The organism is Deinococcus sp. QL22 (assembly GCF_023370075.1).
Taxonomy (GTDB): domain Bacteria; phylum Deinococcota; class Deinococci; order Deinococcales; family Deinococcaceae; genus Deinococcus.
Window position 1 is genome coordinate 337,946 of record NZ_CP097149.1, and the last position, 13,530, is coordinate 351,475.

Here is a 13,530-nt window from a genome sequence, read left to right on the forward strand (position 1 = left end):
ATCTCCCCTACCTAGTCCTTAATTCAGCACTCCAGTTTCAAACTTGAAGCGTCCGTCTCTGAAATCCACATTCAGTACGCTGCCGTCAGGCAAGAGGCCTTGCAGGATTTCGCGGGCCAGCGGCGTTTCTATTTCGCGGGCAATGGCACGCTTCAGGGGCCGTGCGCCGTAGGCCGGATCGTAGCCGAGGCGGGCCAACTGATCCTTGGCGTTGGGGCTGAGGTGCAGGGTCACGCGGCGTTCGGCGAGGCGGCCCACCAAGCCGCGCAACTGAATATCCACGATCTTGTGCAGGTCGGCAGCGGTCAGGGCGTCGAACACGATGATGTCGTCCACACGGTTCAGGAATTCGGGGCGGAACTGGTCTTGCAACTCGCCCAGCACGGCGTCACGGATGGCGTCGGCGTCCTCGCCTCTGGCCTGCGCTTCCAAGATCAGCGGGCTGCCCACGTTGCTGGTCAGGATAATCAGGGTGTTGCGGAAGTCCACCGTGCGGCCCTGTCCATCGGTCAGGCGGCCATCGTCCAGCACTTGCAACAGCACGTTAAACACGTCCGGGTGCGCCTTCTCGATTTCATCGAACAGCAGCACAGCGTAGGGGCGACGGCGCACGGCTTCGGTCAGTTGGCCGCCTTCCTCATAGCCCACATAGCCGGGAGGTGCTCCGATCAGGCGGGCCACCGTGTGCTTCTCCATGTATTCCGACATGTCCAGCCGCACGATGGCGTCGTTGGAATCGAACATGAATTCGGCCAGAGCGCGGGCCAATTCGGTCTTACCGACGCCCGTTGGCCCGAGGAACATGAACGATCCCAGCGGGCGATTCGGGTCGTTCAGGCCAGCGCGAGCGCGGCGAATGGTGTCGGCCACGCTGACTATGGCGCGGTCTTGCCCGATCACGCGGTTGTGCAGCTGCTCTTCCAGGCGCAGCAGCTTTTCGCGTTCGCCCTCCACCAACTTGCTGACTGGAATGCCCGTCCAGCGGCTGACCACGGCGGCAATGTCTTCTTCGGTCACTTCCATGTGGGCAAATTCCGCACCTTTCAGCTTGCGCTCCAGCTCCTGCACCTCACGCTCCAGCTGGGGCAGCGTGCCGTATTCCAGCTCGGCAGCCTGCTGCAAGTTGTATTCGCGCCGCGCCTTCTCGATGGCGGTTCGCACCTGATCCAGCGCCTCGCGTTTCTCGCGCAGCACGGCCACTTCCTGCCGCTCCCCCTCCCAGCGGGCGCTCACGTCGCCCAGTTCGTCGGTCAGGGTTCGCAGGCTGCCTTCTATGTCCAACAAGCGGTTCTGAGAATCCTGATCCTTCTCGCGCTTCAGGGCCTCGCGCTCAATTTCCAGTTGCAGTTTGCGGCGCTGCAATTGGTCGATGCGTTCCGGGCTGCTTTCCAGCGCCATTCGCAGGCGGGCGGCAGATTCGTCGATCAGGTCTATGGCCTTGTCGGGCAGCTGCCGATCCGTGATGTAACGGTGGCTCAGTTGCGCGGCGGCCACCAGCGCGGGGTCGGTAATTTCGACGTTGTGGTGCACCTGGTAGCGTTCCTTGATGCCGCGCAGGATGGAGATAGTGTCTTCGACACTGGGTTCAGCCACGAACACGGGCTGAAAACGCCGCTCCAGCGCCGGGTCTTTTTCTATGTCTCGGTATTCGCCCAGCGTAGTCGCGCCGATCAGATGTAGTTCGCCGCGTGCCAGCGCAGGCTTCAGCATATTGCCCGCGTCAGGGCTGCCCTCGGTTTTGCCCGCTCCCACGATGGTATGAATCTCGTCCACGAACAGGATCACTTCGCCTGCCGAGGCAACCACTTCGTCTATGACGCCCTTCAGCCGTTCCTCGAACTCGCCCCGAAACTTGGCCCCGGCCAGCAGGCTCCCCATTTCCAGCGACACGATGCGCTTGTTTTTCAGGCCTTCCGGCACGTCACCCTTCACGATGCGGATGGCGAGGCCCTCGGCAATGGCGGTTTTGCCCACGCCCGGTTCCCCGATCAGCACGGGGTTGTTCTTGGTGCGGCGCAACAGAATTTGCATGGCGCGGCGGATTTCCTCATCGCGCCCAATCACCGGGTCAAATTTGCCGTCGCGGGCACGTTGGGTCAGGTCGGTGCCGTATTTTTCGAGCGCGTCGAATTGCTGTTCACTGGTTTTGCTGGTCACGGTTTTTCCTTTGCGCTGCTGCTGCACGGCGGCTTTCAGGTCAGCCACACTGGGCAAACCCGCTATTTTAGACTCGCCGCGTAGGGCCAGCAGCAGGGCGTCGGCGGCAATAAAGCTGTCGCCCAGCGCGGTGGCCTCGGCTTCGGCAGCGCGGAAAGCACGGTCTAGGGCCGGATCAAGGTACAGGCTGTCGCCCGCCGCCTGCACACGCGGTAGCTTGGCAATGTCGGCGTCCAGTGCGGCGCGAATGGCCTTCAGGTCGCCTCCTGCCAGCGTAAGAGCGCGGGCGGCGGTGTCGTTGTCGGTCAGGGTTCGCAGGACATGCGCGGGCGTAATGGTCTGGTGCTGGTTGTTCTGGGCCAGTTGTTGGGCGGCAGCAATGGCCCCCGCGCTGGCTTCGGTCAGTCGTTCAGGATTCAAAGTCAATACCCCCAGAGAGTTCGTTCTAGAGTGCGATCGGTCTGGGACTATTCTGGAACTTGAGTGCGGTCATGTCAAGTTTATTGATAGTTAAATCTACCACAACACCTCAGCGTCCGCCTCCCAGCGATCCCCCCACGATTTCCATCATGCCTTTGCCTGTTTCGGGTTGCCCGCGCCAGGTGCCGCTGACCTTCACGGGGCCTTCCCAGTAGGCGATGCTGGTGCTGCGGCTCATCAGTTCCTGTTCGTCGCGCACGGCGTCTACGGTCAGGTCAAATTCATCGGCCTTCATTCGCCAGGAGAGCGTGTACACCCGGCCCCCGCTGCCCGTCCAGGTACGCCCCGGCTCTAGCACCACGTTGGTGGCGGCCCGCGCCACGCCCGCCTTGTCTACGATGCTGCCGACCAGTTGGGTCACTTTGCCCGCTGCAGTCCGGACGCGGTACACCATCAGGTCTTCGCCGCCCGCCAGTTGCACAGCCATCCAGTCCCACAGCGCGGCCTGCCCCGGAATCTGATTGCCCCATTGATGATCCAGCCACGCCTCGCCCTTCACGGTGCGTCCATTGATCTGGCCGTCCAGCGCCATGCGCGTGATGCCCTGATAGTACAGATACCCCGTTTCGGGCGAGCCACTGTAACCGGGAGGATGAATCACCGGGCCTTTTTGGGGCGTCAGCCGGACATTCAGCGGCCCCGCGTTCAGGTCAAACGCACCATTGTTTTGCTGAAATGTCCAGTCGCCATTGGTCAGCTTCAGGGGCGGAAAAGAGGCCGTGCCGCTGCCAATCGCCGGGTTTTTTTCCAGAAAGGTCACCTTGCCGGTTTTGAGGTCGGTTACGGCCACATGCGAAATCATGACGGGCAGCGGCACGCCCGGCGGCCTCACCTGAAACTGCGCCCAGTGAAACGCCAGCCCTTCTTCGGGCAACGAACCACTCACATACCACCACTCCATCAGGTTGTTGTGTGGCCCTAGATCGGTCGCAAGAGGCTGCACACGGGGATCAAAGGTGGTTTTGGTGGGGGCGCAGGCAGAGAGCAGGCCCGCGACTGCCAGCAACAGAGCTTTTTTCACAGTCTCAGCCTAACGGGTCAGCATGATGGCCGGGTACGCTTGCCTACGATGTCGGCCAGAAGGCTCAAACCCTAAAGAGGAAGGCCAGAGCATCTGCCCCGGCCTCCCTCTCTTTTCGTCGTTCGTCTAACTTTATTCGTCGCCCAGGTAGGCTTTCCGCACGCTCTCATCCTGCGCGATATCGCTGGCTTTGCCGCTCAGCTTGATCTCGCCAGTTTGCATCACGTAGGCGCGGTGGGCCACTTCCAGGGCCATATTCGCATTCTGTTCGACCAGCAAAATGGTCATGCCGCGTTCTTTGTTCAGCTTCACGATGATGTCGAAGATGGCTTCCACGAACAGCGGCGACAGGCCCATGCTGGGTTCGTCCAGCAACAGCAGTTTTGGGTTCACCATCAGGGCGCGGGCAATGGCCAGCATCTGCTGTTCACCGCCCGACATCGTGCCGCCCAACTGGTTTTCACGCTCCTTCAGGCGCGGAAAAAAGCCGAAGCCTTCCTGAATCCGCTGCTCAATCAGGGCCTTATCCAGCACCGTATAGCCGCCCACTTCCAAGTTTTCCCGCACGGTCAACTGAGGAAAAATGCGGCGGCCTTCCGGCACATGGCTCATGCCGCGCCCCATGATGATGTGGGCGGGAATTCCGGCGGCGTTTTGGCCCATATAGGTCAGCGTGCCGTGCTTGGGTTTCATCATGCCGCTGACGGTGCGGAGCGTGGTGGTTTTGCCCGCGCCGTTGCCGCCGATCAGGGCCACGATCTCGCCCTCGTTGACGGTCATAGAGATGCCCTTGAGGGCGTGAATATGGCCGTAGTAGGAGTGAACGTCGGTCAGGGCCAGCATTTCGGTGGTGGTCGGGGTTTTGTGGAGTGTGGGTGCTTCAGGCATTGGGGGTGGCCTCCTTGCCGTATTCGCCCGCCGCCGCGCCGCGCCCAAGGTACGCTTCCATCACGCGGGGGTCGTTGCGGACTTGGTGGGGCAGGCCTTCGCTGATCTTGGAGCCGTAATCCAGCACCGTGATGTACTCCGATAAGGTCATCACGAGGCGCATGTCGTGTTCGATCAGGCAGACTGTCACACCCAGATCGTCACGGATGCGGCGAATCAGGGCTTTCAGGTCTTCGGTTTCGCGGGGGTTCATGCCTGCGGCGGGTTCGTCCAGTAGCACCAGTTTGGGTGTGGTCGCCAGCGCACGGGCAATTTCCAGCTTGCGCTGGTCGCCGTAGGGCAAATTGGTCGCCAGTTCGTTGCGCCACTTACTCAGGCCCACGAAATCCAGCATCACGCGGGCGGCTTCTCTGGCCTCGGCTTCCGATTGGTGAAACCGTTTGGTGTGCAGCACAGCGTCTATAAAGGTGCTCTTGAGCCTGACATGACGGCCCACCATGATGTTCTCTTCGCTGGACATGGTGGAAAACAGCCGGATGTTCTGGAAGGTGCGGGCAATTCCGGCTTCCACGACCTGATCGGGACGCAGGCCCACCATCTCGCGGCCAGCCAGCCGGATGGTGCCCTTGGTGGGCGTGTAAATACCCGTAATCATGTTGAAGAAGGTTGTTTTGCCTGCCCCGTTCGGCCCGATCACACTGATGATGGAGCGGTCTGGAATGTTCATGGTCACGTCGTTCACGGCAGTCAGACCGCCGAAAATCTTGGTCACATTCTCGACTTCCAGAATATTGCTGCTGGAGCCGGAACTGCTTTTAGACAGTGAAGCCGTCACTTGGCACCCCCTGAACGGTCATTTTCGTTGGCGGGAGCTTTACCAGGACTGTAGACATCGCCCGTTTCGCCCAAGCTCTGGCCTGTGCCGAGTGCGCCCGCGTTGCCTTCTGCGCTGTCGTCTTCCTGATTCTCGTCATGGTGCAGTTCCAGCACGCGCCGCTTGTTGGGCAGCAGTCCTTCGGGGCGCAGCAACATGATTGCCACCAAAATGGCACCGAACACGAGGCGCTGCAACTGGCCGGGGTTGACCTGCTGAGGAATCCAGGCCACGTTGGCGCTGGCTTCACCCAGTCCGGGCAGGATTCGCAGGTTCAGCAGCGTGACCACGGTGGCCCCCAAAATCACACCGGGGAACGATCCCATGCCGCCCAGAATGACCATGCTCAGCACGCCGATGCTCTGAAACAGGTTGAAGCTTTCGGGGCTGATAAAGGTCTGCTTGGCGGCAAAGATCATGCCCATGACGCCTGCAAAGCTGGCTCCGGTGGCAAAGGCGATCAGCTTGGTCTGCACCAGTGGCACGCCCATTGCCTGCGCCGCCACTTCATCGTCCCGGATGGCGATCCACGCCCGCCCGATCCGGCTACGGTCAAGGCGTACATTGACCAGCAAGATCAGGGCGACGACGACAAGTACCAGCACGTACAGAAACAGCAGGTAATGCTGATCTTCGGTAAAGCCGAGGAAGCCCGCCACCGAGTTGAACCACGGCACAGCGGCGCTCTTGATCGGCGTAATGCCCTGAGAGCCTGCCGTGTACAGGTCGAGGTTGTTGGCGAGCACCCGGATCACTTCTCCGAGGCCCAGCGTAATGATGGCGAGGTAATCGCCCTTCAGCTTCAGCACGGGCAAGCCGATCAGGACGCCCACGATGGCCGCAGCCATAACGCTGAGCGCGAGGAACAGCCAGAAGAAGTTGGGGTCGATGCCCGATTCTAGTCCCGCCGCACGGGAGGCGATAAAGAGGTTGATAGCGCGGATCACCAGAATCAAACCGACGACTCCGCCCAACGCGCTGAGCATCCGGCTCAGACCGATCAGGTCACTCCGAACTTCGGCCCCTCGTTGGTGCTTCACAGCAAGCGAAACGAGGTAGATGATCAGGGGAACGAAGATCAACCACAACACCGTGGGACTCCACAGTTGCTCGCCCAGCGTAAAGATGCTGCGGCCTATCCAGAACCAAGCAAACAAGCTGGCGCTCAGGGCAACCGTAATGATCCAAGCCGCCCGCGTATCAAACTGACGCCTCTGGAACCAGACATAGAGACACAACCCGGCCAACATGGTAATGACGCCCAGAAGCAGGGTCGGGCCACCCGCTGCACCCGGATTTTCGTTGGCGAATTTGAGAAGCTCGGCGAAGCGTGGGCTGGCGAACACTCCCCACGTATACGCACCCACCGCGAAGAAGGCCACATAGCCCAAATCCAGCAGACCGGCCAGACCGACCACGATGTTCAGGCCCAAGGCCAGCGCCGCAAAAATCATGATCTGAATGCTCAGGTCGAGCAAGCTGGTATCGGCGCGGCCCGCGAGGGGCAACACGAACAGCAAGCTGCCGAGTCCCACCAACGCTTTGGCCCAGGGCGCAGCCCGCCACAGGTAGGCAAACAGCACATTGGCGAGGAACAGGGACACGACTACCGCTTCCAAGATCGGATTGCGGAGGAAGCCGCCAGCCGAACTATTTAAAACATCTTGGTTATGAGAGGCCAAAAGCACAGCGCTGGTAACCACGAAGAACAGCACCAGCAAAAAGGTACGGTCAGGCGCGGGAAGGGCGCGTTTGGGGGCCGTAGGATTGACGGCGGTCATACTTTCTCCGTGTTGCTCTTGCCGAGAAGCCCGGTGGGTTTAAAGATCAGAATGAGGACGAGCACGACAAATGCGCCCATCTTGGAGTAGGAATCGTCGATGGTTTTGAGGTTTTCGCTGCCGACGACCTCACCCAGCACCGACATGACGCTGACCAGTTTCTGGATGACGCCGATGAGCAGGCCGCCCAGCACCGCGCCGGGAATAGAGCCGATGCCGCCCAGTACCGCTGCCGTGAAGGCGACGAGGCCGGGTTCGAAGCCGCTGTAGGCGTTCAGCGTGCCCACTTTCATGCCGTACAGCACGCCGCTGATGCCGCCAAGTGCGCCGCCGATCAGGAAGGTTGCGCTGATCATCAGGTTGGAATCGATGCCCATCAGGCCAGCGGTCACGCGGTCTTGGGCGACAGCACGAATGGCTTTGCCGAGGCGGGTGCGGTTGACCACGTAATTCAGCACAGTGAGGCTGATCAGGGCTACCACAATCAGAATCACGTCTTTGACTTGGAGATCGACGCCGATGGTTCTGAGGAAATCGCCCACGCCGCCGCAACCGGTGCCCGCAGCACAAAACTTAGCCCCGAACTCGTCGGGCAGCGTGTAGGTCAGGTCGAAACGGCCCTGAAAACCCTCGATGACGCGCAGAACGTCTTGCAAAATCAGCGAGACGCCGATGGCTGTAATCAGGGGCACCAGCTTGGGCGCGTTGCGGAGCGGGCGGTAGGCCAGACGCTCAATCAACACGTTCAGGCCGCCAGAAATCAGCATGGCCGCCAACAGAGCGATCAACAGCTTCAGGTAGCCGTTCATGGGGTTGGGGGCCAAAACCCGGAACACTTCAAAACCCACCACTGCGCCCGTCACAAACACTTCCGAGTGGGCGAAGTTGATGAGCTGCAACACGCCGTACACCATGGTGTAACCCAACGCAATGATGGCGTATACGAAGCCCAGCACGAGGCCACCGACGATGACATTGACCAAGAATGGCAAAAGTGTGGCTAAGTCCAAGGGAATCAAACTCCTTTATGAGAACAGGCTCACCCAAATCGGGGGCCAAACAAGAGAAAACGGCAGCAACTGCCTTGCGGGAACGAAATAAAAACTCTGGACAGTGTGCATTATGAATCATTTAATCTAGCCACGTACTGCCCCGGAAGATGGGCGTGCTCGGGTAATTTTCGCGCACGTTCAGGGATTTTGGACAGGCCTGTTTAGAAAACCAGACATTCAGCCTGCCATGGAGTGCCACCGTACAAAATAAACTCAGCTTTTGGAGCATTTGGTAAGATGACGGCCATCTTCACCTGGAGGGCACTTCACCTGAATGGCACTGCAACACCCTAAAAAGTGGAGAGCCGAGCACGAAGCCCAGCTCTCCACTTGCAAGCGGCAAAGGTTAAATCAGCCTGCCCAGCAAATCCTAATTCCTACTTGGCCGTGCTGACCAACTTGTATTTTCCATCCATGATGCTCATGTAGAAGATGCTTGCGCCCTTGCGGTCACCGATGTTGTTGAAGCTGATATCGCCCGACAGCAGACCTTTAAAGGTGCCTTTGCGAATGGCAGTTTCGACTTGAAGCCGGGTGGGAGCCTTATTGCCATTGGCGCTGGCTGCGCTCAAGATAGACCGGAGTACCACTGTGGCCGCGTCGTACGCCAAGACACCGAAGCCCTGCACCGAAGAGCCGAAGGTCTTTTGATACAAAGTGGCCAACGTTTTAGCGGCGGGCAGAGACTCTGGCGGCGCGGCACTGAGGGTGTAGAAAATGTTGTGGGCACCCTTGCCCGCGATGGTGGCCAACTGGCCGCTGTCGAGGCCGTCGCCGCCGACCACAGGGGTCATAACGCCGTTTTCACGCAGCTGCTTGGCAAACACGCCCACCTGGTTGTAGATGCCGCCGAAGTAGATCGCGTCGGGCTTTTGCAGCTTGATCTTGGCGATGATGCTGGAGAAGTCGCTCTTTTCCTCGGTGCCTTCGTTGGCTACGACCTGTACCTTCCGGGCTTTCATCACTTTTTCGACCTCGATGGCCAGCCCGCCGCCGTAAGCCGTCTTGTCGTTCAGGATGTACACCCGTTTGGCTTTCAGGGTATCCACCATAAAATTCGCACCGGCAGGGCCTTGGGCACCGTCGCGGGCCACGATGCGGTTCATGTTGCTCAGGCCACGGTCGGTCACCTGGTTGGCAGAGGCAGCCGGGGTAATCATGGCCACATGGCTGGCCAGTAGCGCGGCGCTTGCGGGAATGGCAACACCGCTGTTGAAGGTGCCCACGACGGCCAGAATCTGACGGTCGGCAGCGATCTTGCGGGCGGCGGCGGTGCCGGTGGCAGGATCAGCCTGATCGTCGAAAGGCGTCAGGGACAGGTCGAAGCCCAGCTTCTTGAACTGGGGCTTGTATTCGTTGACGGCCAGCATTGCGCCGTTGCGGATCTGCGTGCCAAGCTCGCTCTGAGCGCCGGAAAGGGGCGAGAGGCTGGCGATCTTGATGGTGGCCTGTGCGCTGGCGGTGCCGAGGGCAAGGGCGGTCAATATGGTCAAGCTCAGGATCGTTTTCTTCATGCGTCCTCCAGGACTGGTACGCGACAGACTCAGGGCCTGATACGCATTTATGTTGAGATACGCTGAGTGTAAAGATAAGTAGAAGGCAAGTCAATGGTTTGCAAGTTTTTAACTCTACATTGATTCATATATCCCTGTGTAGCAAAAATATAAACAGATGTACTGCCTCGGATATCCAAGTCAGAAATAGCAAAAACACTATGCAAGACGCATTTTGGACGAAGTCATCGCCAATAGATGTTTCGACATATCGAACAAATCATTCTTCAAGAGCAGCTGTCTATGTGCGCGAACAACAAGATAAGAAATATGAAGTTGTGAGCAACACACATGGTTATAACGCTTGATCGGCGTCCTAGTCCGTAAAATGGACAAAGCCATCCGTATTGCGAATGGATGGCGGACTGCTAGAACGAATTTAGAATGAAGTGGCTACCGGTGAACAGAAGACTGCCGCCCGAAAGCAGCGACCACCATCAGAAGGGGCCGTGGCTGCTGATGCAACTCCTTCACTTTAGCTTGATGATTTAGAACACCATGTTCACACGGCAGACTCTGGACGAGAACAGCCTTCGATTAGTTTTTATCGAGTTGCCCATTGTGGGACTCGCAAAGCCATGGGTGGCTTGTAAAGCTGCAGAGCGGGCCAGTGAGAGAGGCTAACATTCAGACTGTTGAAACGCTGTATTGAAATTGAATCTGGTACATCTCTATAGTTTGGGCTCGTTTCTGAAAACAGTGGGGCCGAGCACTAGGCCCGGCCCCACTGATGCAAGCAAGAGAGGAAATAATGCCCTCTCAAGCAACGCCAATTACTGCTTGACGGGCTTGACGGGGATGGAGTTGGCGAGTTTGAACTTGCCGTCCATGATGCTCAGGATGTACATGGTGGCGGCCTTGCGGTCACCGACGCTGTTGAAGCTGACGTTGCCCGACAGCAGGCCCGTAAAGCTGCCCTTGCGGATGGCGCTTTCGACCTGAGCGCGGGTAGGCGCCTTGTTGCCGTTGGCACGGGCTGCGGCCAAGATACCCTGAAGCGTGACTTTGGCAGCGTCGTAACCGAACACGCCGAATCCCTGAATAGGAGCACTGAAGGTCTTCTGGTACAGGGTTGCCAGCGTCTTGGCGGCGGGCAGCGACTCGGGGGGAGCCGAGACGGTGGTGAAGTAAATGTTGGTGGCGCCCTTGCCTGCGATGGTTACGAGCTGGCCGCTGTCGAGGCCGTCGCCGCCGACCACAGGGGTCGTGATGCCGTTTTCACGCAGCTGCTTGATGAACACGCCCACCTGGTTGTAGATGCCGCCGAAGTAGATGGCGTCGGGCTTCTGGAGCTTGATCTTGGCAACGATGCTGGAGAAGTCGCTCTTTTCCTCGGTGCCTTCGTTGGCTACGACCTGCACACTCTTGGCCTTCAGAGCTTTCTCGACTTCTGCGGCCAGGCCTTCGCCGTAGGCCGTCTTGTCGTTCAGGATGTACACTTTTTTGGCTTTCAAAGTGCCAGTCATGAAGTTGGCACCAGCGGGGCCTTGCGCGTCATCGCGGGCCACGATGCGGTTCATGTTGCTCAGGCCACGGTCGGTCACCTGGTTGGCGGTGTTGGCAGGGCTGACCATCGCGACGCGGCTGGCGACCAGTGCGGCGCTGGAAGGAATCGCCACGCCGCTGTTAAGCGTACCCACAACGGCCAGAATCTGACGGTCGGCAGCGATCTTGCGGGCGGCGGCGGTGCCGGTGGCAGGATCAGCCTGATCGTCGAAAGGGGTCAGGGACAGGTCGAAGCCCAGCTTCTTGAACTGGGGCTTGTATTCGTTGACGGCCAGCGTTGCGCCGTTGCGGATCTGGGTGCCCAAGTCGCTCTGCCCACCCGAGAGGGGCGAGAGGCTGGCGATCTTGATGGTGGTCTGTGCGCTGGCGGTGCCGAGGGCAAGGGCGGTCAGTACGGTCAAGCTCAGGATCGTTTTCTTCATGCGTCCTCCGGGACTGGGGCTAGGCAGGCACACTGGCCTGATTTCGCTTTACGTTGAGATGCCCTAATTCTAGGGACGGCTTTAGGGGAAGTCAATGCATTGCTCACTTTTGATTACAGAGTGATTCGCAACAAAACTCAGAGAATCATCAGAAAGGATTGGAAATATTGCCTAAATATTCATTGGTAACGCAATTAGATGCAATGTAAAAGAAGCACGTTGGCAGGGCGGATCATTAGGCCTGGCGTTCGTAAGTTCTGAACTCCTTCCCGGTGTTGCTGTCCACCCTAAATTAAATCAAGTCCAAATACCGGTTCAGTTCCCAGGCATGAATGGTGGCGCTGTAGTCGCGCCATTCGGCCCGTTTCGCCTCCACGAAATGATCCAGCACATGCTCACCCAGCGCTCCGGCGATCACCTCGTCTTTTTCCAGTTCATCTACAGCCTCGCGCAGGTCAGTGGGCAGTTCGCGCACGCGGTGGTGGCGCTTTTCGCGCACGGTCATCTTGTAGATGTTGCGGGCAATGGCGGGCGGCGGCTCCAGCTTCTCGGCAATCCCGTCCAGGCCAGCCGCCAGCATCGCGGCCAGCGCCAGATAAGGGTTGCAACTGGGGTCAGGCATCCTCAGTTCGGCGCGGGTAGAATTGCCGCGCTTGGCAGGCACACGGATCAGGGCGCTGCGGTTGCTGGTACTCCACGCGATATTCACGGGCGCTTCGTAACCGGGCACGAGGCGTTTGTAACTGTTGACCAGCGGATTGGTGATGGCCGTCATGCCGCCCGCGTGTTCCAGCAGACCTGCAATAAATTGCCGCGCAGTGACCGACAGGCCATGTTCGCCATCTGGATCGGCAAAAGTGTTCACGCCGTCTCGGAAGAGGCTGAGGTGGCAGTGCATTCCGCTGCCGTTGACCCCGGGCAGGGGCTTGGGCAAAAAGCTGGCGAGCAGGCCGTATTCCAGCGCCACCCGCTTGACCACAAACTTGAAAGTAGCGATCCGGTCTGCGGTTTCCAGCGCAGGTGCATAACGGAAATCAATTTCGTGTTGGCCGGGAGCGTCTTCATGGTGCGCGGCCTCGATTTCAAAGCCCATCTGCACCAGCTTGTTGGTGATTTCGCGGCGAATGCGCTCGCCCTTGTCTATCGGCGCGAGGTCGAAGTATCCGGCGCGGTCATGCGTCACGGTGCTGCCGACGCCGGTGGCCGTGCGCTCGAACAGGAAAAATTCGGGTTCGGTGCCCACGAACATCTCGAAGCCCAGCGTCTGCGCCCGCTCCACCTGCCGCCGCAACACCCGGCGCGGATCGCCCTCAAAGGGCGTGCCATCGGGCAAATGCACGTCGCAAATCAGGCGGGCCACCTTGCCGCGCTCGCCTTCCTCGCGCGAAAACTGTGGATAGATCAGGAATGTGCCCAGATCGGGGCGCAGCAGCATGTCGGATTCCTCTATGCGCGTGAATCCCTCCACGCTGCTGCCGTCAAAAGTCACGTCGCCGCGCAGCGCCTTTTCAAACTGAGACTGAGGCACTTCTACGTTTTTGGTGGCCCCCAGAATATCGGTGAATTGCAGGCGCAAAAACTTGACGCCCGCCGTGTCCATTTCGGCCAGAATGGCGGCTGGGTCGGGGGGAAGGTGGGAAGCAGATAGGTGGGAATGGGGCGTCATGGTGGGCAAACCTCCGGCTAGGGATAAAGCAATGAAAGACAGTGTCAGGGAGAAGATGGAGAAGATAAAGAGGAGTTGAGGCGAGTGATCTTAGGCGCTGACCGTAGCGGGCCGGGCTGCCTGAGCGCAA

9 protein-coding genes are annotated in these 13,530 nt (G+C 59.2%); all 9 read right to left on the reverse strand.

The features are described from left to right. Positions 1 to 18: 18 nt before the first annotated feature. Positions 19 to 2,577 (reverse strand): ATP-dependent chaperone ClpB, encoded by a 2,559-nt coding sequence (gene clpB, locus M1R55_RS01570; protein ID WP_249393011.1) that lies wholly within the window; start codon positions 2,575 to 2,577, stop codon positions 19 to 21. Positions 2,578 to 2,686: 109 nt separating this feature from the next. Further along, the gene (locus M1R55_RS01575) at positions 2,687 to 3,658 is read right to left on the reverse strand and encodes a lipocalin family protein (protein ID WP_249393012.1); all 972 of its coding nucleotides are present in this window, start codon (positions 3,656 to 3,658) and stop codon (positions 2,687 to 2,689) included. A gap of 132 nt (positions 3,659 to 3,790) precedes the next feature. After that, positions 3,791 to 4,546 carry an ABC transporter ATP-binding protein gene (locus M1R55_RS01580; RefSeq protein WP_249393013.1) on the reverse strand — a complete coding sequence of 252 codons (756 nt, stop codon included), beginning with the start codon at positions 4,544 to 4,546 and terminating at the stop codon, positions 3,791 to 3,793. Beyond that, the gene (locus M1R55_RS01585; RefSeq protein WP_249393014.1) at positions 4,539 to 5,381 is read right to left on the reverse strand and encodes an ABC transporter ATP-binding protein; all 843 of its coding nucleotides are present in this window, start codon (positions 5,379 to 5,381) and stop codon (positions 4,539 to 4,541) included. Before M1R55_RS01585 ends, M1R55_RS01580 begins: the two co-directional genes overlap by 8 nt. After that, the gene (locus M1R55_RS01590) at positions 5,378 to 7,201 is read right to left on the reverse strand and encodes a branched-chain amino acid ABC transporter permease (protein WP_249393015.1); all 1,824 of its coding nucleotides are present in this window, start codon (positions 7,199 to 7,201) and stop codon (positions 5,378 to 5,380) included. Before M1R55_RS01590 ends, M1R55_RS01585 begins: the two co-directional genes overlap by 4 nt. Further along, on the reverse strand, positions 7,198 to 8,211 hold the full coding sequence (locus M1R55_RS01595) for a branched-chain amino acid ABC transporter permease (RefSeq protein WP_249393016.1): 1,014 nt from the start codon (positions 8,209 to 8,211) through the stop codon (positions 7,198 to 7,200). The genes M1R55_RS01590 and M1R55_RS01595 overlap by 4 nt, the downstream gene beginning before the upstream one ends. Before the next feature lie 419 nt (positions 8,212 to 8,630). After that, positions 8,631 to 9,767, reverse strand: coding sequence for a branched-chain amino acid ABC transporter substrate-binding protein (locus tag M1R55_RS01600; RefSeq protein ID WP_249393017.1), 1,137 nt, complete (start codon positions 9,765 to 9,767; stop codon positions 8,631 to 8,633). 812 nt (positions 9,768 to 10,579) lie between these two features. Next, the gene (locus M1R55_RS01605; protein WP_249393018.1) at positions 10,580 to 11,734 is read right to left on the reverse strand and encodes a branched-chain amino acid ABC transporter substrate-binding protein; all 1,155 of its coding nucleotides are present in this window, start codon (positions 11,732 to 11,734) and stop codon (positions 10,580 to 10,582) included. A gap of 292 nt (positions 11,735 to 12,026) precedes the next feature. Beyond that, positions 12,027 to 13,334, reverse strand: coding sequence for a type I glutamate--ammonia ligase (gene glnA, locus M1R55_RS01610; protein ID WP_249394094.1), 1,308 nt, complete (start codon positions 13,332 to 13,334; stop codon positions 12,027 to 12,029). Between the last annotated feature and the right edge of the window lie 196 nt (positions 13,335 to 13,530).